The sequence below is a fragment of the Draconibacterium halophilum genome, from assembly GCF_010448835.1.
Taxonomy (GTDB): domain Bacteria; phylum Bacteroidota; class Bacteroidia; order Bacteroidales; family Prolixibacteraceae; genus Draconibacterium; species Draconibacterium halophilum.
Map to the genome: position 1 here is coordinate 4,454,693 of NZ_CP048409.1, position 23,677 is coordinate 4,478,369.

Genomic DNA, 23,677 nt, shown 5'->3' on the forward strand with positions numbered 1-23,677 from the left:
TATTCCCCATTTCCGGGTGAGATAAAAATCATTTATTCTCCAGTGTTACTCAATTGACTGTTTCATTTTCTATTTCGTAATCTTCATCCGGCGCTTTTACCATAATCGGTTGCTCGGCAACCTCTTTGTTTTGCTGATTTTGATGACTCACGCTAAGTATCAATCCAAAAGCCATTGAAGTAAACAGCAGCGATGTTCCTCCGAGACTTATCCACGGCAGCGGCTGACCGGTAACCGGTAACGCTCCGCTTGAAACGCCTATATTTATCATGGCCTGAAAAACCAGCACCAATGTTAGCCCAATTACCATAAAAGCCGGGAAAGTCCGGGTGGCTCGTCTGACAATGACCACTCCCCTGAAAAAGAAAATCAGGAAAAGCATGATTACCGCAATACCTCCCAACAAACCATATTCTTCAACGATTATGGCAAAAATAAAATCGTTATATGCAGCGGCCATATAATTACTTACATCGGAATGGCCGGGACCTTTTCCTAATATTCCTCCGGAATAAATGGCTAGTTTTGCATAATCGGCCTGGGTAATTCCCTGCGATGCTTCGGGTGGCGGTGGATTTATAAACCGTTCAATTCGCCCCTTTATGGTATGCACACGGCCAACACTATCCGGCAAAAGATCGGCAGTAAAGTAAATTGTTACCACCAAAGCAATCCCTATACCTACAAGCGAAAACAAATATTTTAATGGAATCCGGCCACAAAACATCATGGTCATAATTGTTGCGAAAAGCAATGCCGAGGTTGAGAAATCGGATATAAAAATCAAACCACAAACAATAGCCGTATAAAAAATTATCTTCTTAAATGCTTCCCACAAATCACCTTTTGTTTTTTGGCGTTTCCCTAAAATCTTAGCTGAAAACAACACCAATGAAATCTTTGCCATTTCAGCCGGTTGGAAAGTTGCTCCCCAAAAATTAAGCGTACGTCCGCTGACAGAAACAAACTGTGTTCCGCGCATCAGCACTGAAAAAACCAAAAATCCGATGCTCGCCAGTAAAGCCCACCACGCGAGCTTTGAATACAATTTTATGGGCAACACATTTACCATTACAAGAATAACGGCAATTCCGGCACCCAAAAATCCTACCTGCCGAAACAAGTATTTCAAGGTATTCCCGGAGGCCACACGATAAGCCAATGCACCTGTTGAACTGTACACAATTAGCAGCGACAAAACCGATAAAAGCATCAGCACCATCCAAAGCACGCGGTCGCCCTTAAATAATTTCAGAATGGAATGTTGCATTACAAATTCCTTACTTCTTTTTTAAATTGATTTCCTCTGTCTTCGTAATTTTCAAACAAATCAAAACTTGCACACGCCGGCGATAAAAGTACGGTGTCGCCATTTCGTGCAAGGTAGTAAGCTGCTTTCACAGCCTCTTCCATGCTGGATGCGTCTACAATATCGGCAACACAATCGCCAAAAGCTTCGTGCAGCTTGGCAGTGTTTTTTCCCAGACAAACAATGGCTTTCACCTTATTTGTTACAAGGCCTTGCAACATGGTATAATCGTTGCCTTTGTCTACACCACCGGCAATCCAAATCACCGGTTTGTGCACACTTTCCAACGCATACCACGATGAATTTACGTTCGTTGCTTTCGAGTCATTAATAAACTCAATTCCATGAACCTTAAGAAAGCGCTCCAAACGGTGCTCAACACCTGTAAAGTCAGAAAGACTTTCTCTCAACTGTTCATCCCTGATTTTTAACACCTTGCTTGCAATGCCTGCGGCCATGCTGTTGTAGGTATTGTGTTTCCCTTGTAACGATAAATCCAATATCGACATGTTGAATTGATTTTTATTAAAGTTGATAATTATCCGATTGTCTCTCACTCCTGCTCCAGGCCCGGCAGCCTCTTCCAACCCAAAAGGAAGTTGAGCAGCTTTTATCTCTCTTTTATTTATTTCTTTTTGAATCACTTCGTCGTCGGCACAATAAACGAAGTAGTCGGTTGCGGTTTGATTTTGAAGAATCCTGAATTTTGAATCGGTGTAGTTTTGCATATCGTAGCCGTATCGATCGAGATGATCAGGCGTGATGTTCATCAACACAGCCACATCTGCTTTAAAATCGTACATTCCATCCAACTGAAAGCTGCTTAACTCGATTACATACACATCAAAATCTTCTTCGGCCACCTGCCACGCAAAACTTTTCCCAACGTTTCCTGCCAGTCCAACATTCAGTCCTGCTTTTTGCAAAATATGATAAGTCAGCAAAGTGGTTGTTGTTTTGCCGTTGCTTCCGGTAATACAAATGGTTTTTGCCGACGAAAAACGACCACCAAATTCAATTTCCGAAACTACAGGAGTACCTTGCTCTTTTAGTTGTTTTACCAGCGGTGCTGTTTCGGGAATTCCCGGACTTTTTACGACCAACTCAGCACTTAAGATTTTCTCTTCCGAATGATGGCCTTCTTCAAAATCGATTTTATTATTTGAAAGAACGTCTTTGTATTTCTGCTTAATCTTTCCAAGGTCAGACACAAATACATGGTATCCTTTTTTTTGTGCAAGAATGGCTGCTCCAACTCCGCTTTCGCCTGCTCCTAATATGGCTACCAATCCTTTCACCTATCTCATTTTTAATGTTGCTATTGTTATCACTGCCAGAATAATTCCGACAATCCAAAAGCGTGTTACAATTTTTGGTTCAGGGAAACCTTTTTTCTGAAAATGGTGGTGAATCGGACTCATTAAAAACACCCTGCGTCCTTCGCCATATTTTTGTTTGGTGTACTTAAACCAGAACACCTGAATAACCACCGACAGATTTTCTAACAGGAAAATTCCACACAGCAACGGAATCAAAATTTCTTTGCGGATAATAACGGCAAACACAGCCAGAATTCCACCCAGTGCCAGACTTCCGGTGTCGCCCATAAATACTTGTGCCGGAAATGAGTTGTACCATAAAAAGCCAACTGTAGCCCCGATAAATGCGGCAATAAAAACGGTCAATTCACCGGTGTTCGGAATGTACATGATATTCAGGTAATCGGAATAAATTACGTTACCACTTACATACGCCAGAATGCCCAGCGTAGCACCACTTATCGCCGACGTACCGGTTGCCAGCCCGTCAATTCCATCGGTAAGGTTGGCCGCATTAGAAACGGCTGTAATGATCAAAATAATGGCAAAGGCATAAACCAGCCATTTCAACCAACCGGCGGCATCACCGGCAAAAGCAACCAGCCATGCATAATCAAATTCATTCTCTTTAATAAACGGGATGGTTGTTTTGGTAGACTTAACATCTTCCATTACAAATTGTGTTGTCGTCTCCCCGGTAGCGGGATCAATAACTTCTTCTGTCAAGCTAATTCCGTTCTCATCACTTAAATGCTCACGAACTTTTACATCCTCACTAATAAATAATGTAGCGGCCACAAAAAGTCCCAAACTTACCTGACCTAATATTTTGAATTTACCTGCTAATCCTTCTTTATTTTTTTTGAATACCTTGATATAATCGTCGACAAAACCGATCAGTCCCAAAAATATAGTGGTGATCAGCATTAAAAGGATGTAGATATTATCGAGGCGGGCAAAAAGTAAGGTTGGAATGATAATGGCCATCAATATAATAATTCCACCCATTGTTGGCGTTCCCTGCTTTTGCATTTGTCCTTCCAGACCAAGATCGCGCACCTCATCGCCAATTTGCTTGCGCTGCAAAATGCGAATCACCCTTTTTCCAAAAATCGTAGTAATAAACAACGATAGAATGATGGCTGCTGCTGAGCGAAATGAAATACCCGGCAACATTCCAATTCCCGGAATATCGTGTCCTGCTAAAATTTCGTATAGCCAGTAAAACATATCTTGTTTTTAATTTTTTAGTCCAAAACAGTTTTTCACTTCTTCTCTGTCATCAAAATGATGCTTCACACCATTTACTTCCTGGTAATCTTCGTGTCCTTTTCCGGCAATGAGAATAATATCACCGGGCTGTGCCAGCATCACCGCTGTTTTTATTGCATCACGGCGGCTCACAATCGACACCACTTTGTTTTTATATTGCGGCTCAACGCCGGCTTCCATGTCTTTTATAATTTCTTCCGGATCTTCACTTCGTGGATTATCCGAAGTAAGAATCACCTTGTCGCTGGCAGCCAAAGCTTCTTGCGCCATTTCGGGGCGTTTTGTTTTGTCGCGGTCGCCACCGGCACCAACAACAGTAATCACCTGTTCATTTCTTGTTCTTATTTCTGAAATTGCTTCCAACACATTTTTTAATGCATCGGGCGTGTGGGCATAATCAACGATAGCATATTTGCCATCTTCACTTCTAATGGTTTCAAAACGGCCCTGTACCGATTGTAAATCGCTAATAATAGTTAACACTTCGTTTTTATCCTGCTCCAATTCAACGGCAGTGGCGTAAACAGCCAATAGATTTGACGCGTTGAACAAGCCAACAAAACGAGTCCAGATTTCCTGCTCATCCATACTCAGCAACATTCCGTCGAAATGACTTTCAATTACCTTGCAACGGTAATCGGCCATGGTACGATTGGAATAAGTGAGCTTCCGCGCTTGCGTATTTTGCAACATTACCAAGCCGTTTTTATCGTCGGCGTTTACAAGTGCAAAAGCATCTTCCGACAGCCCATCGAAAAAAGCCTTTTTGGCTTTTATGTATTCTGCAAAAGTTTTGTGATAATCAAGGTGGTCGTGCGTGATATTGGTAAAAATACCTCCGGCAAACTCAATGCCTGCAATTCGCTGCTGATGGATGGCATGCGAACTCACTTCCATAAAACAAAATTCGCATCCGGCGGCCACCATTTCAGCCATTAACTGCTGAATTTTTAAAGCATCAGGCGTGGTATGTGAAGCAACTTCTTCTTTCTCGTTTATTTTGTAAGATATTGTTGAAAGCAAGCCAACATTGTAGCCCTGCATTCGGAAAAGTTTATGCAGTAAACTGGCAATACTGGTTTTCCCGTTTGTTCCGGTTACACCGACAACTTTCATTTTTGATGACGGCAAACCATAAAAAGCAGCTGCAATTTCTCCTAAAATTTTATTGGAATCCTCAACCTGAACATAAGCGATCTCCGGTTTTATTTCTTCCGGAAGATCTTCGCAAACAATTGTCGTGGCACCTTTTTCGATTGCAACACCAATAAAACGATGCCCGTCAACTGAAACACCTTTTTGTGCTGCAAACAAATAATCTGAGCTGATTTTTCTTGAATCAAATTGAATACCCACAACATCTTTATCGGTGTCACCGATGCATTCAATAATCCCTATATTTTCCAATAACTCGTTTAGCTTCATCTTAACTTAATGAGATATATACCGTTTGTCCCAGGCGATAAGAGCTTCCGGGTTTTAACGATTGTTTTTTTACTTTTCCTATTCCGTTTATTTTTACTTTCAAACCAGCGTTTTCCAGCAGAAAAATGGCGTTGCTGGCCCCCATTCCAATGACATCGGGTACTGCATTTACCGAAACCACATTTTCTTCTAATACAATTGTACTGTCTTGAGTATTCAGCGAAACCATTCTTGATTCGGGTAATCCACGTACATTTTTCAATTCCAGCTCTTCCGCCAAACGAAGAATATCATCTCGCTGCCCACTTTTTATTTGTGGAATATCTTCTCCTTCACGGTTATCGCTTTCGGGAGTGGCATTCATAATCTGGCTGGCGTATACTTTTTCGGAAATCTCTTTGAAAACCGGGCCTGCAACAGCTGCTCCGTAGATCGAGTTTCGTGGTTTTTTAAATGTTACAATCAACGAATACATTGGATTATCAGCCGGGAAATAGCCTACAAACGACGCGTAGTAAGCACCGTATTCGTAACCTTTACCATCCGAGCGAGCTACTCTTGCTGTTCCGGTTTTTCCCGCCACTTTAAAATGCTCGCCTTGAACTCCGCGCCCGGTTCCTTTCTGACAAACACCTTCGAGCATTGCCTGCGCTTTTCCAATCGTCTCTTTCGAAACAATCATCGGATTGAGCAACTCGGGTTTAAAGGTTTTTACCAAAGCTCCGTTATTGCGAATTTCGTTTACCAAACGCGGCTTTACCATTGCACCATCATTGGCAACAGCGTTGTAGAAATTTAATATTTGGAGCGGAGTGAGACGCAAATCGTAACCATACGACATACGACCCAATGTGGTTGTCCCCCACCAGTCAGCATTGCCAGGGTATTTTATATATGGTTGTCCTTCTCCGGCCAGTTCCAGCTCCAAAGGTTTTTGAATGCCAAATCCATAAATACGGTCCACATAATCTTCAGGATTGTCTGTATATTTAGACAAAATAACCTTTGCAGTACCAATATTTGATGACTGCTCCAGAATCTGTTTTACAGTCACCTTTCCACAAGCATGATCATCGGTAATATTCTCCTGTGCCCAATAACCATTTCCGGTATCAAACACATCGCTGGTATCAACCACTCCATCTTCCAGTGCCACCATTAACGAAACAAGCTTAAATGTTGATCCCGGCTCGTAACATCCACGATGACCCAAAGCGTAATTATCTTTTTCGTAAAAACCATCTTTCGTTTTTCCGAGGTTAGCAATCGCTTTAATCTCTCCGGTGTTTACTTCCATTAACACTGCAGTTGCCCACTCCGGATTCGAAGTTAGTGCCTGCTTATATAAAGCACTTTCAGTAATGTCCTGCATTTTTACATCGATGGTAGTAATGATGTCCATCCCGTTTTGAGGTTCAATTTCGGTGCGGGTTACCCAACGTCCCGAAAGATTTTGCTTATAACTAATACCATTTTCACCACGCAGGTACATTTCATACGAACGCTCGAGCCCGTTGTAACCCACCGGAACAGGAGTAAGCGCATTGGCTTTATTCAGGCTTCCGATTGTTCGCTGAGCCAATATTCCGAGCGGATTGAGCCGTTTGTTCTCCTGCTCGAGAATCATTCCGCCACCAAATCGTCCGCGGCGTAAAATCGGGAAGTTCTTGAATTCCTGTAATTGATTATAATCTATTTTTTGAGGCGTAAGCAGATAACCACGATTTCTGTTTTTATAAGCCGAACGCAACCTTCTCGCATATTCGCGTTGCGAAGCATCTTTATGAAAAGCGGACAAATACCAGGCTAATGAATCCACTTCGTTATCGAACACTTTTTTAACGCCCTCGGCTGCCAAATCGATACGGATTTTGTACCCCGGAACCGAGGTTGCCAAAACACTACCATCATCGGCACAAATTGTCCCCTAACCGGCGGGATAATTACTGTATTATTGCTCAGGTTTTTCTCTATTTTCTGCCAGCGCTCATTTTTAATTTGCTGAACAGAAACAAGTTTAACCACAACCACGGCACCAAACAACGTCAACACGAAGTATACAATTGCAATACGCGACAATATGGTTTTTCTGATTCCCACTTCTAATCTTCTTTTTCAACTGTTATTTTTTGAGGCGGACGCATTGGTTCTTGTAAACCAATTCCGGCCTCTGCAACTCGTTTTGCTACTTCCGATGGCCGGCTGGCGTCCATCAGCTTGGCAGAAAGCGTCACTGATTCTGATCGCAACTCTTCCAATTCTTGCTGCAACACTACAATTTCGCGCAGCGTGCTTTCTGACCAGTTGCGATTCGTAATCAACAGCAATCCCAAAACCGCAAGAAAACCCACAAACGGCATCTGCCGCAATGTGCGCTCATCAGTAAGGATGGTACCCCGATAAAGGATTTCATCCCCGTACGCTTCCGTGTATTTTTATTTTGCTCTGCCATCGTTAAATTCGTTCAGCTATTCGCAGTTTTGCACTTCTTGATCTTGGATTTGCTTTCAATTCCTCGTCTCCGGCCACAATCACTTTTCGGTTTATTATTTTGAAAGGCGACTGCACATTTCCATAAAAATCTTTCTCTATCTTTCCTTCAAAATTCCCTGATTTCAGGAAGTGCTTGCACAAGCGATCTTCCAGGCTGTGATAAGTAAGAATCACCAAACGTCCGCCGGGTTTTAATACCTCAAGCGAAGTCGACAGAAATTCGCGCAAGGCCTCCATCTCTTCGTTAACCTCAATGCGCACGGCCTGAAAAACCTGTGCTAAATATTTATTCTCGATTGCTTTTGGAGCGCACGACGATGCAATTTCTTTCAAACGTGTGGTAGTGGTAATTGGAGCCTCCGTTCTGGCTTTTACAATTTGTGCAACCAGTTTTCGCGCATTTTTAATTTCGCCATACATGCGAAAGATTTCCCAAAGCCGTTTTTCATCATAATCATTTACAACTTTGGCAGCATCAAGGCCTGCTTCGCGATTCATGCGCATATCCAGCGGCGCATCAAAACGAAATGAAAAGCCGCGCTCCGCCTCATCAAACTCATGCGACGACACACCCAGATCGGCAAATACTGCATCTACCTGCTCCACATCGTTATAGCGTAAAAAATTACGGATGTAACGAAAATTATGACGAATAAAAAAAAGCCGGTCATCCTCTATGGTATTCCCGGCAGCATCTTCATCCTGATCGAAAGCAAACAGGCGACCGCCGCTATCAAGCGCATTCAATATCATTGCTGAATGTCCGCCACCACCAAAGGTAGCATCAACAACACTGGCTCCGGGATGCAAATTCATCCCCTCGATACTCTCGGTTGCCAAAACCGGTATGTGATAAACGTCAGACATCTTCCCTACAAATCAAATTCTCTCAACATGTCCAGATAGGCCTCATCAGAAATATCGTCGGCTTGCGCCACGTCTTCGTTGCTCAGGCTTATTGAGGCGCCCATTCCAAGAAATGTCACCTTGCCCTCCAGGTTCGCGTACTTTAAATATTCATCAGGAATATTTACCCGACCATTTGCTGCAAGGCTAACCGGAGCAAAATTTCGGAAATACTGCCGCAAGGCTGCAAAATGTGCAGGGTTGGTGCTGGCACGTACTTTTGCCTGAAATTTCTCCACCTTCTCCTGCCACACTTCCATCGGATGAATATCAAGGCATTTTCCCAGACGGTTTTTCTCCAGAACAACCTGATCAGGAATAGCTTCGCCCATCGCCTTCTTAAAAGCCGACGGAAGAACGACTCGTCCTTTATCATCGATGGTAGCCTGATATGTTCCTGCAAAAAATGCCATAAAGTCCTAAAAATCTTTTTATCAATGGTAAAAATACAATTTTATTCCATTTCATGCCATTTTCTTCCATTTCATTACACCTCGACTTTTATACTTTCTGTTAATAAACCTGCTGCAAAATGTTTAAAACCTGTTCATTTCTGTTAAAAACAAAGCTTTAATTATTGATTTACAGCCATTTAAAAACAACAAAACGCAATCAACACAACGTTAATAACTCGCTTTCAGGTAGATATATTTCATTCTTTACCTTCCAATTCAAAAAAACCATCTTCAACAATAAGCTAAAGACGCGATCATTAAAGGGAAAAAATCAGAAATATTAGATTTTTCAGATTAAGGAATTTTTAGTTAATTGCCGCCGCAAATAAACCAGAAATGACTACAGAAAATAGCACTAAAAGCTACAAGCCAATTCGGATTAGGGAGGTTTTTGCCGCCAAAAATCCAGGACTGGCAAAGTTTATCCCGGGCTTTGTATATCGCTATTTGAACAACATTCTGCACCTCGATGAAGTGAACACTTTTCTTGAAAAGCACGGTCATCTAGAAGGAATTGATTTTGTGGAAAATGTTGTTGAAGAGTTCAATGTTCAGGAATACGTTCACAACATTGAAAATATACCTGAAACAGGGCGTTATATATTTGTCAGTAATCATCCGCTGGGAGGTTTCGACGGGATGCTTCTCATGAAAAATGTGGAAGCGCGTTTGGGATCATTCAAATTTTTATCGAACGACATTTTGCTCAATATTCCACAATTGGCCAAGGTTTTTGTTCCTGTAAATAAACACGGCGGACATGAGCGCAAGGCCGCTAAAATGCTTTCAGAATGCTACAACTCGGAAGATCAGATTCTGATTTTCCCATCGGGGCTGGCATCACGAAAAATCAAAGGCAAAATTGTTGATCTGGAGTGGAAAAAGCATTTTATCAGCAAAGCCGTAAAACACCAACGCGACATTGTTCCTGTTTTTATTAGCGGACGAAATTCGAACAGGTTTTATCGCATCGCCAAACTCCGAAAATTTTTGAGAATAAAATGGAACCTGGAAATGTTTTTCCTGCCCGACGAGACAATAAAACACAAAAATACCAAAGTGCATCTTTATTTTGGGAAACCAATTCCATATACCACTTTCGACAATACGAAAACGTACCGCGAGTGGGCTGAATGGGTAAAAGACAAAGTATATAAACTAAAAGAAAGTTCAGGCTCAGCAAATTAAAACAGAATTATCGAACAGCATTCACATGATTTTTTTAATTTTGTAGTCCAATTTTCAAAAAGAATGTGAACCCGAAACAAGTAAGTAAATTTAGCGTAATGTCGCTGAGACACATTTTTACTCACCAGGTTTCGGGAGTTGGAGGGGAACTGAAAGATAAAAGATTTCAAATGAAGGACATAATAACACCTATATCAAGAGAAGAAATTTATGCAGAGCTAACTCCTGAAAAATTACTTCGGACAACCAACAAAGGTGGCAACGAAATATATATTATAACGGCACATGATTCGCCCGCAATTATGCACGAGTTGGGGCGTTTGCGGGAAATCACGTTTAGAAATGCCGGAGGCGGCACAGGTAAAGAAACCGACATTGACAGTTATGATACTGCAGAAAATCCCTATAAACAACTGATTGTTTGGGATCCTGACGCAAAAGAAATATTAGGTGGTTACCGCTATGTGTTGTGTGCAGATGCACCACGTGATAAAAATGGCGATATAAAACTAGCTACTTCCAGGGTTTTTCATTTTTCAAAAGAATTTGAGGAGAACTACCTGCCTTATACTCTCGAACTGGGCCGGTCGTTTGTACAACCTGCCTACCAGTCGAGCAAAGCCGGAGCAAAAGCGCTGTTTGCCCTCGACAACCTTTGGGATGGGCTGGGAGCTTTGACTGTTGACCATCCAGAGATCAAATATTTCTTTGGAAAAATTACGATGTACGAGCATTTTCATAATGAAGCTCGTAATCTGATTCAGTATTTCTTTAAAAAGTATTTCCGCGACAAAGACGACTTAGTATATCCTTTTAATCCTGTTGAATTCAACATCGATATCCCGGCCATGGAGAAGCTTTTTGTGGGTCCCGGATATAAAGAAGATTATAAAACTCTGGTCCAAAATGTAAGGATATACGGAGAAAACATTCCTCCGCTGGTTAATGCCTATATGAACCTCTCGCCCTCAATGAAAACCTTTGGAACGATTAAGAATGAGGTATTTGGAAATGTACTTGAAACCGGAATAATTTTAACGATTAAAGATATTTACGAAGTAAAAGTCGATCGCCACATTGAAACTTATATAAAAGGTAAAGAAGACGATGAATGGCCAACTCCGGAATAATAGAAATTTACCAATAAGAAATGGCCCGATGTTTTAAAAACATCGGGCCATTTTTTATTATCAACACAAAACCAGAAATTCTAGTATGCCCTGGCGTCTTTACCTTCAACATAGTTAATAAACGATCCGTTTACCACCCTGTTTCCTCCCGGAGTTGGGAAATTACCGGTAAAATACCAGTCGCCCAAATCATTTGGGCAAGCCTTATGCAGGTTTTCAATCGACTGATACACAATCTCAATTTCTGCATTACAATCTTCCGGCTTCAACAATTCGGCAATCTTTGCAGAGACTTCCTCAGCAGTAAACTGCTTATAAATTTCGCGTACATAGTTCACCATTTCTTCTTTTGGCAAATTCTCCTGCTCCTTACATTTTTTATAAACCTGCTGAATTACCGACTCTTTACCATGATCTTTCAGCAACTCGATAGCGGCATTAAATGCAATAAATTTATCTAAACGAGCCATATCAATTCCGTAACAGTCGGGATAACGAATCTGCGGAGCCGATGAAACCACAATGATCTTTTTAGGTTTCAACCGGTCAAGTATTTTTAAAATACTCTTTTTCAAGGTTGTACCACGCACAATCGAATCATCGATAATTACCAGCGTGTCTTTATCTTTTTGAATTACTCCGTAAGTAACGTCGTAAACATGGGCCACCAAATCATCGCGGCTTGCATCATCTGCAATAAAAGTTCGCAGCTTTACATCTTTGATGGCAATTTTCTCCACCCTCGGCTCAAACGACAAAATGCGCTTAATATCCTTATCGGTTAATGCTCCGTTTTTCTGCTGAATCTGATCGATTTTCCAGTCTACCAAATGATGGCGAACGCCTTCAACCAATCCATAAAAGGCGGTTTCTGCTGTATTCGGGATGTACGAGAAAACAGTATTTTCATAATCGTAATCCACAGCTTCCAAAACAACTGGTGTTAGCAAACGCCCCAACTGCTTTCGCTCCTGGTAAATTGCTTTGTCGCTACCACGCGAGAAATAAATGCGTTCGAACGAACACGATTTTCTTTTATGCGGCACACGGATCATCTCTTTCGAAATTTTTCCGCTCTTTTTTACTATCAATCCTTCTCCCGGGCCAATTTCCTGCACATCGCTTTCCTGCAAATCCATTACCGTTTGAATTACGGGGCGCTCTGAAGCAACCACCACAATTTCATCGTCGGCATAATAGTGCGCCGGACGAATCCCCCACGGATCGCGAACAACAAAAGCATCGCCATGGCCAATCAATCCGGCCATAGCATAACCTCCATCCCAGTCTTTTGAGGCACGTTCCAAAATGTTCTGAATATCGAGGTTTTGTTCAATCAACGGTGAAATCTCGTTATTACCGCAGCCTTCGTTTTTATATTTTCGGAAAAGATACTGGTTTTCCTCATCTAAAAAATGGCCCACTTTTTCAAGTGCAGTTACGGTATCAGTATAAGCTTTTGGGTGCTGCCCCAGGTTAAGTAATACATTAAAAAGCTCATCTGTATTGGTCAGGTTAAAGTTACCTGCCAATACCAGGTTACGCGACTTCCAGTTATTTTGGCGCATTACCGGATGCGTAAAATCAATACTGTTCTTTCCAAAAGTTCCGTAGCGCAGGTGCCCCAGATAAAGGGTCCCGGCAAACGGAAAGTTGTTTTCGGCCCATTCAGGGTCGTTTATATCGAAGTTGTGGCGCTTGGCTTTTTTCAAAGGTTTATTTACCTTATCAAAAACATCTTTTATTGGATTGGGCTCAACCGAGCGGAACCGACTTATATACGGATTCCCAGGATCGAGGTCTGATTTTACACAGCAAATTCCGGCGCCGTCCTGTCCCCGGTTGTGCTGTTTTTCCATTAAAAGGTACATCTTGTTCAGTCCGTACTTCCAGGTACCATATTTTTCATGGTAATAAGAAAGGGGTTTTAACAAACGAACTAAAGCAATACCACACTCATGTTTAATCTGGTCACTCATACTGATTTTGTTTCAACAATGGAAATTCGATTACATCAGGAACAATAAAAGCAGCGGGATAGTCTTCTTGAACTTGCTTATACAACTTCAAAGCTTCATTTTTCGTTCTAAAATCGCCTACACGAACCCGAAAGTTCGGTGCAATAAATTTTATATGAACGGGAAAATCGGGGTAGTTTGTCAGAAATTCAGTTTTCAGGTTAAGGGCTTGCTCTTTAGCGTCTAAACTCGAACTAAAAAAGATCTCAACTCTGTATCCATCCATCCCCTCTCTTTTTTGGTTCTTTTCAATATGCCATTTTAGCATTTTGTCGAGCCGTGCGTCTCTGTTCACATCCAGTCGTTCCAAAATAGCAATGCTGCTTGTATCAGCAACAATTTCTTCAGAAAAATCAACCTGAGCAAACAAGAAATTTGTGGCCAACAGACCAACTAAAACCAGCAAAAAAGTCCTCATTATTCCTTTTTTATTGAGTGTGCAAATATACTTTAAAAACATCTAAAACAAGAACGGTTTTTATGCACATTACATTGCCTTTAATCATTAAGTAATATGAAAGCGGCAAAACACAGCTTTAAACTGTTAATATTTATATTTTGACTTTTCCAGAACTTAAAACTTAACCTACCTTTGCTGCCACAATTATAAAAAGCAAATTATGGGAAATTCAGTGGAAGAATTTGGCAGCTACAGGGCAAAAATGAATGAAAAAATACTGGCTTCGGACAATAAAGTTATGAAGCGGATTTTTAGCCTTGACACGCTGACCTACAAAGAAGGAGCCCTGGGTGCCAATGTGAAAGAAATGCTGGGACTAGCCACTTCGCTGGTATTGCGTTGCGACGACTGTGTAAAATATCACCTGGAAAAATGCCACGAATTAAAGGTTACTACCAACGAAGTTTTTGAAGTTTTTAGTGTGGCCAACGTAGTAGGTGGAACGATCTGCATTCCCCACACACGAAGAGCCGTTGAATATTGGGAAGAACTTAACAATTTGAAAAAAGATTAAGTTAAAAAGGCCAATAATGGAATAAATGGATAAATTTCAAACAGTCTATAAACATTTTAAGATTTAATTGTTATTATTAAAATCTAAAACAGTTCTACTATGAGTAAAATATTTGCGATTACATCCTCAGGCAAAACAGAAAAGTCTTTTCTCGATCTTCGTTTTGGGAAATGTGAGTACATTGTACTTTTTGACGTTGATAAAAACCAGTATTCCATTGAGGAGAATCAGTTTATAGAAAAACCGCACAGTGGAATTAAATTAGTTGACTTTTTAAAAGAGCAGGGAGTTACTACTATTGTAACCGGCGAAGTAGGCCCGATGGTTAGCGAGCGTCTTGAAAAAGAAAAACTACAACTCGTGCTTTTACACGAAGAGCGCATCAGGGTTGACGAAATTATGGACCGAATAGGAGCCTAGTTAATATAATTCAGGGTTTAAAAACGGCACCAAAGCCAACTCAACAGCCTGTTTATAAAGGACAGTCCGGTTAATTTTATTCCCCGTTAAAAGCCCCACTGCACCGCTTTTTTGTTTTGAGTTTTCCTGTTTGAACAAAATATCGTTGGCCTCGCCCAACTCATATCCATCGGCAATTAACTCTGCTACTTTGCGCGGCAGTTGAAAAGTGCTTGTGCGTGCCTTCCCCTTTTTTTCTCCTGATAAAATTACTATCCAGGCGAAAGCCTCAATCTCGTTGTTCGTTACTGAAAGGCCACCTTCAATTCCCACCCAAAAGTCGGCATCATAAAATTCTTTGCGGGCATTTTCGGCACGGTTTATCGCACCTTTTAATGTTTCTTCATCACTTTTTGGCTGATCGGGAACACCTGATTCTACCGAAACCCCCTGTACTTTTGCTTCATTGAAATAAGTACGAAATCCTAAATTGGTGGCATTTACTTTTACCGGATTTTTTGAGGCAACAACAATTTTCATAAAAATAATTTTGGCGGAAATTAGTGATTTCTGTGGAATTATTAATTTCGCTGGTCTCAAACTTATAACATGGTAATACGACAAGCAACTTTAAATGATCACAAAACTCTCGTAGATTTTCAGCTGGCAATGGCGCACGAAACTGAAGGCATTGAACTGCATCGGCCTACAGTTGAAAAAGGTGTTGCAGCGGTTTTAAACAACAGCACCAAGGGCAACTATTACGTTGCCGAAATAAACGGGCAGGTAGTAAGTTCGCTGTTAACTACTTTCGAGTGGAGCGACTGGCGCAATGGAACAATTTTGTGGATTCAATCGGTTTATGTGATGCCCGATTTTAGAAGAAAAGGAGTTTACCGCAGTATGTACGCCCACATAAAAGAGAAGGTGATGCAAACCGACGACCTTAACGGAATTCGACTTTACGCCGACAAAACAAACGCAGCAGCACAAAAAACTTACGAAAAACTGGGTATGAACCAGGAACACTATGTAATGTTTGAATGGATGAAGTAGGGATTCGCATTTCCTGAATAGTTAAAAAACAGAAACGCATGAGCAGTTACATCTATAAACTTATTGCAGAAGGAGAACATCAGCAGCAGGATTTTAAGTTTTGTATTAACGACTCGAAAAAAATTGCCCGATCGCTGGTGGCTTTTGCTAATACCGATGGCGGACGTCTGCTCATTGGGGTAAAAGATAACGGCAAAATTGCCGGCATTAGCAGCGATGAAGAATTTTATATGATAGAAGCGGCAGCAAAAATCTACAGCAAACCGCAAATTGATTTTACCACCCACCAATGGACAATTGAGGGTAAAACCGTTCTGAAAATCGAAATTGAAGCCAGCGATAAAAAACCATATTTTGCAAAAGACGAAAACGGAAAATGGCTGGCTTATATACGACAGAAAGACGAAAACATACTGGCCCATAAAATACAAATTGAAATATGGAGAAAGGAAAAAAGTTCGAAAGGCGTTTATTTAACTTACTCCGACGACGAGCGTTTTCTTATCGACTACCTAAAAAATAATGAATCCATTACCTTCTCGAAATTCATAAGAAAGGCACGTTTATCGCGCAAAAAGGCAGAAGAAATCCTCAGTAACTTTGTACTTATCGACATTATTAAAATGCATACAACACTGGAAGGAACCTATTTTACACTAAACACGGAATTCGATAAAGAAGAAATTGAAAAGTTCGGCTAATTTTATGAAACTATTCACAGTTTTTTATTGTTAATTTAAAGCTCGATAGCCAAAATGCTATACTTTTACACGTACAACTAAAAGAAGAAACATGTTACAAAGATTATTTTTTTTACTCGCTTTATGTGCCCTAAGCATTGGCACATTTGCGCAAGATGCATATTTAAATGCCGAATCTGAAAATACAGATAAAATTTACCAGGCAGGTGAACCGTATGAGGTAAAAATGTATCCGCACAATTTTAAAACGGATAAACCCAAAAACATTATTTTCCTTATTGGCGATGGTATGGGAGTAAGCCAGGTTTTCTCAGGAATTACAGCCAACCAGGGGCACCTTTTTATTGAAAACTGCCGTCACATTGGTTTCTCAAAAACCCAATCTTCCGACGATTACATTACCGACTCGGCAGCCGGTGGAACAGCTTTAGCGTGTGGCGTAAAAACCTACAACGGAGCAATTGGTGTTAATGCCGATACTGTAAAAGTAAAATCAATACTCGAGGAAGCCGAAGACAAAGGACTGGCTACAGGACTGGTTTCAACATCGTCCATTACACACGCCACCCCGGCATCGTTTATTGCGCATCAATCCAGCCGGAATATGTACGAAGCCATAGCCGCAGATTTCCTGAATACGGATATTGATGTATTTATTGGCGGAGGAAATGACCATTTTACCAAACGCAAAGATGGTCGTAATTTGGCCAACGAATTAAAAGAAAAAGGCTACACGGTGGAAACCGATATTAACAAGATAGCCAAAGTTAAAAGTGGAAAACTTGCCGGACTAACCGCCGGTGTTCACAATGGCAGAATGGAGGAACGCGGCGAGATGTTGCCTGTTGCAACATCTGCGGCCCTCAACATTCTTGATAAAAACGACAAAGGCTTCTTTCTTATGATTGAAGGTTCGCAAATCGACTGGGGAGGCCATGCCAGCAGCACCGTTTACATCGTAGAAGACATGCTTGATTTTGACCAGACAGTGGGAAAAGCGCTGGAATTTGCTGCCAACGATGGCGAAACACTTGTATTGGTTACTGCCGATCACGAAACCGGTGGCATGGCATTAACCGGCGGCAACATAAGTACCGGCACGGTAAAAGCCGATTACGCTACAACCGGACACACTGCAGTTATGGTTCCGGTATTTGCGTATGGCCCGGGAGCTGAAGAATTTATGGGCATCATGGAAAATACCGATATTCACGATAAGATGAAAAAGCTACTACTTGGCAAATAGCAAAGACCTTATAGTTTATCAAGCCGGCATTGACAAATCACTTTCAATGCCGGTTTTTTTTATGATATATCAGCATTGTTTACTATTTTTCCACCCAAAACCATTCTTATGAAAGAAGCATTGGAAGTTCTCGATAATGTCAGGCTCAATTTCTCTCCCACCGGCTTATTTGCACTTAATGTTACTATTGCATTTATAATGTTTGGTGTTGCCCTCGACATTAAAATCGAGCATTTCAAACAACTTATAATGCGTCCCAAATCAGTTATTGTTGGTATTATCTCACAATTTATTCTTCTTCCTGCAGTAACATTTTTAATTGTTTTGCTAATAAATCCTACGCCAACAGTAGCACTCGGAATGTTGTTAATTGCATCGTGTCCGGGCGGGAATATTTCAAATTTTATGAGTGCACTGGCAAAAGGGAACCTTGCGTTATCGGTAAGTTTAACAGCCATTGCCACGCTTGCAGCCACTTTTATGACCCCCATAAACTTTGCACTGTGGGGCGACCTTTTTATCAATTTTTACAATAATAAAGGTGCGGGCGATTACCTTGTACCCATTAAAATCGATTTCTTCCAAATGGTACAAACCGTTGTAATTTTACTGGGCATTCCGGTTATTGCCGGTTTGCTGATGGCTCAATATTTCCCGATGATCACGTATAAAATAAAAAAGCCAATTCGGAAAATATCAATCGTTATTTTTATCGGGTTTGTAATTGCCTTATTAAGTGCCAACTTCGAACATTTCAAAAATTTCGTTCACCTGGTATTTATTATCGTACTTATCCATAATGCACTGGCGCTTCTGACAGGTTTTACTATCAGCAGTATATTTTGTTTGCCCCGAATTGATAAACGAACGATTACCATAGAAACCGGTATCCAGAATTCTGGTCTGGCGCTGGTACTCATGTTCAATCCAAAAATATTCCCTCCCGAACTGGAACTGGGCGGGATGACAATTATTGCTGCCTGGTGGGGTGTTTGGCATATTTTAAGCGGATTTGCGGTATCTTCGTTTATGGCACGTTTTAAATTAACCAGATAAATAAATTGTTGAAAGATGAAGTATGAAAAGTGGTCGTTGGGATACTGGCTTTTTAAGCAGTATGTCCGTTTTGTCGACCGGATTATTCATCATAAAGTTATTTTAAACGGAGAAGCTCACATCCCGAAAAGCAAACCGATACTTTTTGCACCTAACCATCAAAATGCATTGAGCGACCCGATGGCTATTCTTTTACACACCCGTTTTCAGCCGGTGTGGCTGGCGCGCGCTGATATTTTTAAACCCGGCATTATTACTTTTCTATTACGTATTATGAAAATTATGCCTGTTTATCGTATGCGCGACGGAAAAGATCAGCTGGCAAAAAATGAAAAAACTTTTGCCGATTCAATTAAAGTATTGGAGAACAATTGTGCGCTGGCGCTGTTCCCCGAGGCGGCTCACTCGGCAAAAAGGCAAATGTTATCGCACAAAAAGGCAGTTCCACGTATCGTTTTTCAGGCTGAAGAAAAAGCGGAGAACAACCTTGATATCCACATTGTGCCAACCGGAATCTATTACAGCAGTTACTGGAAATTCAACCGCAGCGTGCTGGTTAATTTCGAGAAGCCAATACTGGTAAACGATTTCCTGCAAGCCTACCGGGAAAATCCAAGCACAGCCATATTGGCGCTGCGCGATGCACTGGAGAAAGCCATTGAGCCACTCACCCTAAACATTAAAAGCAAAGCGAATTATGAGAGTTTTGAGCTTATCCGATCGATTTACGGAAAAGCCTTTGCCCGAAAAACCGGCCAACAGAAAGATTTTATAAGTTGTTTTCAAAGCGATCAGCATCTGGTGAGAAAGCTGGATGAACTGGAAACGACCAACAACGAAAAAACCGATCAGATTTGTAAGGCTGCAAAAAGCTATGATGCAAATGTGCGAAAACATGGTTTGCGCTCCTGGTTGGTTGAAGAACCGGGGAGTAATTTCCTGAAACTTGGCCTGAATAAACTCATCTTAGTGATCACTTTACCCTTTTTTGCTTTTGGCTTTGTGTTTAACGCCTTGCCGTTTTTTGCCATCGATATCGTTGTGCGAAAAAAAGTAAAAGACTTTGCCTTCTGGAGTACGTTTTCGTTGGTTCTGGGATTTACCCTCTTCCCCATCGTATATTTACTCGAGCTTTGGGCCGTTTCAGCGTGGCTTCCTTTGTGGTGGCATAAACTGTTGTTTTTTGCCTCGCTCCCTTTTGCCGGAAAACTGGCATTTCGCTGGTACATTCTTTTGCTTAAAACAATTGGCCGGGGTCGGCTTTTCTTTTTGAAAAGTTTCAAAAAACAACAATGGCAAAAACTTAAAAATCAACAGGAACAACTTTTTGATGAACTCAATAAAATCAGTTAAAAACAACCAACATGGCCGAAAAACTAAAAGACACCCTGTTTCCAATAGCGAAAGTGCAACTTTTTGCAAGCGTTTTAAAAGAAGTTTATCCGGCTTTTCAGTCGGAAGAATTTGTTGCTGCAGTGTGCGACAAAAACTGGCCGGAGCGCGAGTTAAAAGAAAAAATGCGCCACACTACTTTGTGCCTGCACCGGTTTTTGCCCAATGATTTTGAAAAGGCTGTTGAAATTCTGGTGGCCATTGTACCCAAAGTAACGGGTTTTGAGGCGATTGTTTTGCCCGATTATGTTGAAGTTTACGGACAAGAACACTGGGATATTGCATTGCCCGCACTGGGCGAACTCACCAAATGCGGAAGCTCTGAATTTGGTATCAGGCCATTCTTAAACAACGATTTGGAAGGCGCCATGAAATACATGCTTGCCTGGGCCGACAGCAACGATTTTAAAGTGAGACGCTTTGCCAGCGAAGGATGTCGTCCGCGCCTGCCCTGGGCATCAGGAGTGCCGGCGCTGAAAAAAAATCCGGCGCTGATTCTGCCAATTCTGGAGAAATTAAAAAACGACCCGGAAGAATTTGTGCGCAAAAGTGTGGCCAATAATCTGAACGACATTTCGAAAGATCACCCGGAACTGGTGCTTGATATTTGCGAACGTTGGCAAGGCCATTCAAAAAACACCGACTGGATAATAAAACATGCCTGCCGCACCCTGTTGAAACAAGGAAATAAACGAGCCATGCTGCTGTTTGGGTTTGCCAATCCGGAGTTAATGAAAGTGGAGGATTTTCAGCTTTCCAACAGTGTGCCAGCAATTGGCGATGATATTTCGTTTCGTTTCAAGCTAGTGCTAAATACCCAACAAAAACAAAAAGTACGTATCGAATACCTTGTTCACTTTGTAAAAGCCAGTGGCAAAACATCGCCAAAAGTTTTTCATATAAAAGAGGTGGAAATGAAACCGGGCTTGCATACAATCAGCAAAAAACATACATTTAAAAATATGTCGACACGTAAACATTACCCCGGCGAACACACTTTCGAGATTGTAATAAACGGCGAAGTAAAAGCTTCTGCCCAACTTCAACTTAAGTAATTTTACCTATGGATATTAAAATCAGAAAAGCGACAGAAAAAGATTTTTCGGCAATATTTGGGCTCATAACCGAGTTGGCAGAATATGAAGAAAGCCTCGACCAGGTGAGTAACTCGCTGGAACAAATGTACGAGCAAAAGGACTACTTTAACTGTTATGTGGCCGAAACCGAAGAAAACGAGATTATTGGAATGGCACTTTACTATTTCTCCTACTATACCTGGGTAGGAAAAACGTTGTACCTCGACGATCTTTACGTAAAAGAAGCCTGGCGCGGCAATGGACTGGGATCCCGTTTAATGGATAAAATGTTTGAAGTAGCAAAAGCCGAAAAGTGCAAACGCTTCCGTTTACAGGTGCTGAACTGGAATGAGCAGGCAATCAAACTGTATGAAAAAAGCGGATTTACAGTGGATAAAACGTGGTATAATTGTGATTTTGAAGACTTATAAAATTTCCGCCTGCTTTACATAAACATGGCACTATTCTTGTGTTTTCCCCACAAACATCAAATTCTTCAGCCATGAAAACAATTCAACAACTTATTGCCGGGGCACTGTTCATCTTATTTACTGCCTGCTCGGGAGTTCCGCTTACCATTAAAACTCCTGAAAACAACGACACCTATAACGTTTCTTACCTGTTTGAATATGAAGGCTGCAAAGTGTATCGTTTCTACGATCAGGGCGAATACGTGTATTTTACCAATTGCAAAGGCGATGTTACCAGCTTTGGCGGCGATTCAACACAAACACGAATCGAGAATCATGTGCGGATTGTAAATCCGGAGTAAGGAGTGATGCCCGGGGAAATTATTACCACATTAGAAATGCCCGTTTACGCTGCAGCGGCATTATCGCATGTATGTGGAACGCTGAAGTGAAAAACCCGGGCAGAACTCATAAGTTTTCCGTAATATTATAACACTTTTTGAATCACCCATTGGGGTAAGCAAATAGACGAATTATGATTACAATACGAAAAGCCAAACAAGAAGATGCCGGAATTATAATGGAATGTATTAAAGGCCTTGCCGTTCATGTCGGTCAGGTGGAGATGGTTACTGCCACCGAGCAGGATATTCGCGATACGATTTTTGCCCCCGATACACACGTAAAGGTTTTTGTGGCGGAAAATGAAAAGCAGAAAGTTTGTGGTTTCACGCTTATTTTTAAATCGTTCTCAACATTTAAAGCTGTTGCCAATTACCATATCGAAGACCTGTTTGTTTTTCCGGAGTACCGAAAACTGGGCATTGGCACCCTGCTTATGAACCACCTAAAAACCTATGCAAAAGGCAAAGGAGCAAAACTGGTTGACTGGTACGTAAACAATCGAAACCATAGTGCTATGGATTTTTACGACCGGATTGATGCCAAAAAACTCGATTACAAATCGATTTATTACATGGAGGTGTAAAGCATATAACTTCAAATACCGGGTATACTCTTGTCATCCTTCCCAGGAAAACCACGTTGTTAAAATTCACAGGCTAAAGGCTTAATCAATATCACCACAGGTTTTATACATCTTATCTTATGTGTTTTACCTATTTCTAAATATTATTCAATTATTTCTCGATGTTATTTAGTTATAGATCAATGTTTTTAACGCTTATTTATATTTTAATAGCATCGTTTTAAATGTATATTAACTATTTTCTAATGTATTTTACCTATTTTTGAAGGCATATAAAATAGAAGCTATAGTTATGGAGAAGAATTCTGTACTTCCGATTGTAAAAAGAGTGATGAAGAGCAAGCAAGTAACCGGTGCTGATATTGCCCGGGCACTAAATATGCACCCCACTTCAGTTAACGGGATGTTACATCGCCCTACAATGCAGGTGCACAAGCTTGCCGACCTAAGTCATTTCCTTCAATACAACTTCTTTCGGGAATTGGCCGAAAAACTCCCCTATGCGGAACCTGATTGTTCCGATCCTGAGCTGGCAAAAGAAAATAAAGACCTGAAAAACCGTGTAAAAGAGCTGGAACTCGAAGTAAATATACTGCGACAAACTATTCGTGAACTGGCTGGCAAGTAAAAACAGCTGTTTGCTGTTAATCGTTTTTTCAATCTCACAGAAAAACCATTACATTTAATGCAATAAAAACCAAGCCGTTGAATACGCCAAATAATACGCGATTTTCACAAAAGCTTGGGTTATACACCCAAAATGGAACGATAACCCAAGTCGATAATAGGGATATAACCCCATGTTTTGGGTTATGCGAATGTTGCCTGCCAGCTTGAAAAAAAAGCAACCATTATGAATTGAAA

The 23,677-nt window shown here is 41.1% G+C and carries 25 protein-coding genes; 14 read left to right on the plus strand and 11 right to left on the minus strand.

Features of this window, described 5'->3' with window-relative positions:
• Positions 1-49: 49 nt before the first annotated feature.
• The 8 genes from G0Q07_RS18125 to G0Q07_RS18160 all read right to left on the minus strand — a co-directional run bounded on the left by G0Q07_RS18125 (position 50) and on the right by G0Q07_RS18160 (position 9,137).
• Positions 50-1,270, minus strand: a complete 1,221-nt coding sequence (locus G0Q07_RS18125) for an FtsW/RodA/SpoVE family cell cycle protein (protein WP_163348481.1) — start codon at positions 1,268-1,270, stop codon at positions 50-52.
• Positions 1,270-2,607 (minus strand): UDP-N-acetylmuramoyl-L-alanine--D-glutamate ligase, encoded by a 1,338-nt coding sequence (murD, locus tag G0Q07_RS18130; RefSeq protein ID WP_163348482.1) that lies wholly within the window; start codon positions 2,605-2,607, stop codon positions 1,270-1,272. The genes G0Q07_RS18125 and murD overlap by 1 nt, the downstream gene beginning before the upstream one ends.
• Entirely contained in the window at positions 2,608-3,858 is a 1,251-nt protein-coding gene (gene mraY / locus G0Q07_RS18135) for a phospho-N-acetylmuramoyl-pentapeptide-transferase (protein ID WP_163348483.1), read from the minus strand. It lies immediately after the preceding gene.
• A 9-nt stretch (positions 3,859-3,867) separates the two neighbouring features.
• The gene (locus G0Q07_RS18140) at positions 3,868-5,325 is read right to left on the minus strand and encodes a UDP-N-acetylmuramoyl-L-alanyl-D-glutamate--2,6-diaminopimelate ligase (protein WP_163348484.1); all 1,458 of its coding nucleotides are present in this window, start codon (positions 5,323-5,325) and stop codon (positions 3,868-3,870) included.
• 1 nt (position 5,326) lies between these two features.
• Positions 5,327-7,246 carry a penicillin-binding protein gene (locus G0Q07_RS18145; protein ID WP_262888024.1) on the minus strand — a complete coding sequence of 640 codons (1,920 nt, stop codon included), beginning with the start codon at positions 7,244-7,246 and terminating at the stop codon, positions 5,327-5,329.
• Between the two features lie 181 nt (positions 7,247-7,427).
• On the minus strand, positions 7,428-7,733 hold the full coding sequence (locus G0Q07_RS18150) for an FtsL-like putative cell division protein (RefSeq protein WP_317165151.1): 306 nt from the start codon (positions 7,731-7,733) through the stop codon (positions 7,428-7,430).
• Positions 7,734-7,779: 46 nt separating this feature from the next.
• Positions 7,780-8,685, minus strand: coding sequence for a 16S rRNA (cytosine(1402)-N(4))-methyltransferase RsmH (gene rsmH / locus G0Q07_RS18155; RefSeq protein WP_163348487.1), 906 nt, complete (start codon positions 8,683-8,685; stop codon positions 7,780-7,782).
• A gap of 5 nt (positions 8,686-8,690) precedes the next feature.
• Complete coding sequence (locus tag G0Q07_RS18160) at positions 8,691-9,137, minus strand: division/cell wall cluster transcriptional repressor MraZ (RefSeq protein ID WP_163348488.1); 447 nt, start codon at positions 9,135-9,137, stop codon at positions 8,691-8,693.
• A 378-nt stretch (positions 9,138-9,515) separates the two neighbouring features.
• Between G0Q07_RS18160 and G0Q07_RS18165 the strand changes: the two genes are divergently transcribed.
• Complete coding sequence (locus G0Q07_RS18165; RefSeq protein WP_163348489.1) at positions 9,516-10,367, plus strand: 1-acyl-sn-glycerol-3-phosphate acyltransferase; 852 nt, start codon at positions 9,516-9,518, stop codon at positions 10,365-10,367.
• Between the two features lie 170 nt (positions 10,368-10,537).
• Entirely contained in the window at positions 10,538-11,497 is a 960-nt protein-coding gene (locus tag G0Q07_RS18170) for a GNAT family N-acetyltransferase (protein WP_163348490.1), read from the plus strand.
• Positions 11,498-11,577: 80 nt separating this feature from the next.
• Here the strand turns inward: G0Q07_RS18170 and G0Q07_RS18175 are convergent, their stop codons facing one another.
• Both G0Q07_RS18175 and G0Q07_RS18180 read right to left on the minus strand, forming a co-directional pair.
• Complete coding sequence (locus G0Q07_RS18175) at positions 11,578-13,476, minus strand: amidophosphoribosyltransferase (RefSeq protein ID WP_163348491.1); 1,899 nt, start codon at positions 13,474-13,476, stop codon at positions 11,578-11,580.
• The gene (locus G0Q07_RS18180) at positions 13,469-13,933 is read right to left on the minus strand and encodes an SPOR domain-containing protein (RefSeq protein WP_163348492.1); all 465 of its coding nucleotides are present in this window, start codon (positions 13,931-13,933) and stop codon (positions 13,469-13,471) included. The genes G0Q07_RS18175 and G0Q07_RS18180 overlap by 8 nt, the downstream gene beginning before the upstream one ends.
• 202 nt (positions 13,934-14,135) lie before the next feature.
• Here G0Q07_RS18180 and G0Q07_RS18185 point away from each other — a divergent pair, with 202 nt between their 5' ends.
• The gene (locus G0Q07_RS18185) at positions 14,136-14,489 is read left to right on the plus strand and encodes a carboxymuconolactone decarboxylase family protein (protein WP_163348493.1); all 354 of its coding nucleotides are present in this window, start codon (positions 14,136-14,138) and stop codon (positions 14,487-14,489) included.
• A 99-nt stretch (positions 14,490-14,588) separates the two neighbouring features.
• Positions 14,589-14,909 carry a NifB/NifX family molybdenum-iron cluster-binding protein gene (locus G0Q07_RS18190; protein WP_163348494.1) on the plus strand — a complete coding sequence of 107 codons (321 nt, stop codon included), beginning with the start codon at positions 14,589-14,591 and terminating at the stop codon, positions 14,907-14,909.
• On the opposite strand, the gene yjjX is transcribed toward G0Q07_RS18190, so the two are convergent.
• A complete protein-coding gene (gene yjjX, locus G0Q07_RS18195) occupies positions 14,910-15,428 on the minus strand; it encodes an inosine/xanthosine triphosphatase (RefSeq protein WP_163348495.1) in 519 nt (172 codons plus the stop codon).
• A 69-nt stretch (positions 15,429-15,497) separates the two neighbouring features.
• Between yjjX and G0Q07_RS18200 the strand changes: the two genes are divergently transcribed.
• The 10 genes from G0Q07_RS18200 to G0Q07_RS18245 all read left to right on the plus strand — a co-directional run bounded on the left by G0Q07_RS18200 (position 15,498) and on the right by G0Q07_RS18245 (position 23,441).
• Positions 15,498-15,944, plus strand: a complete 447-nt coding sequence (locus tag G0Q07_RS18200; protein WP_163348496.1) for a GNAT family N-acetyltransferase — start codon at positions 15,498-15,500, stop codon at positions 15,942-15,944.
• Between the two features lie 38 nt (positions 15,945-15,982).
• Positions 15,983-16,645 (plus strand): AlbA family DNA-binding domain-containing protein, encoded by a 663-nt coding sequence (locus tag G0Q07_RS18205; protein ID WP_163348497.1) that lies wholly within the window; start codon positions 15,983-15,985, stop codon positions 16,643-16,645.
• A gap of 91 nt (positions 16,646-16,736) precedes the next feature.
• Positions 16,737-17,891, plus strand: a complete 1,155-nt coding sequence (locus tag G0Q07_RS18210; RefSeq protein WP_163348498.1) for an alkaline phosphatase — start codon at positions 16,737-16,739, stop codon at positions 17,889-17,891.
• Positions 17,892-17,999: 108 nt separating this feature from the next.
• Positions 18,000-18,947 (plus strand): bile acid:sodium symporter family protein, encoded by a 948-nt coding sequence (locus G0Q07_RS18215; RefSeq protein ID WP_163348499.1) that lies wholly within the window; start codon positions 18,000-18,002, stop codon positions 18,945-18,947.
• A gap of 15 nt (positions 18,948-18,962) precedes the next feature.
• Positions 18,963-20,300: a 1-acyl-sn-glycerol-3-phosphate acyltransferase gene (locus tag G0Q07_RS18220; RefSeq protein WP_163348500.1), complete on the plus strand. Its 1,338-nt coding sequence runs from the start codon at positions 18,963-18,965 to the stop codon at positions 20,298-20,300.
• An 11-nt stretch (positions 20,301-20,311) separates the two neighbouring features.
• A complete protein-coding gene (locus G0Q07_RS18225) occupies positions 20,312-21,394 on the plus strand; it encodes a DNA alkylation repair protein (RefSeq protein WP_163348501.1) in 1,083 nt (360 codons plus the stop codon).
• 8 nt (positions 21,395-21,402) lie between these two features.
• Positions 21,403-21,846, plus strand: a complete 444-nt coding sequence (locus G0Q07_RS18230; protein WP_163348502.1) for a GNAT family N-acetyltransferase — start codon at positions 21,403-21,405, stop codon at positions 21,844-21,846.
• Positions 21,847-21,917: 71 nt separating this feature from the next.
• Positions 21,918-22,187, plus strand: coding sequence for a DUF4884 domain-containing protein (locus G0Q07_RS18235; protein WP_163348503.1), 270 nt, complete (start codon positions 21,918-21,920; stop codon positions 22,185-22,187).
• 173 nt (positions 22,188-22,360) lie between these two features.
• On the plus strand, positions 22,361-22,813 hold the full coding sequence (locus tag G0Q07_RS18240) for a GNAT family N-acetyltransferase (RefSeq protein ID WP_163348504.1): 453 nt from the start codon (positions 22,361-22,363) through the stop codon (positions 22,811-22,813).
• Positions 22,814-23,105: 292 nt separating this feature from the next.
• On the plus strand, positions 23,106-23,441 hold the full coding sequence (locus G0Q07_RS18245) for a hypothetical protein (RefSeq protein WP_163348505.1): 336 nt from the start codon (positions 23,106-23,108) through the stop codon (positions 23,439-23,441).
• Positions 23,442-23,677: the final 236 nt, after the last annotated feature.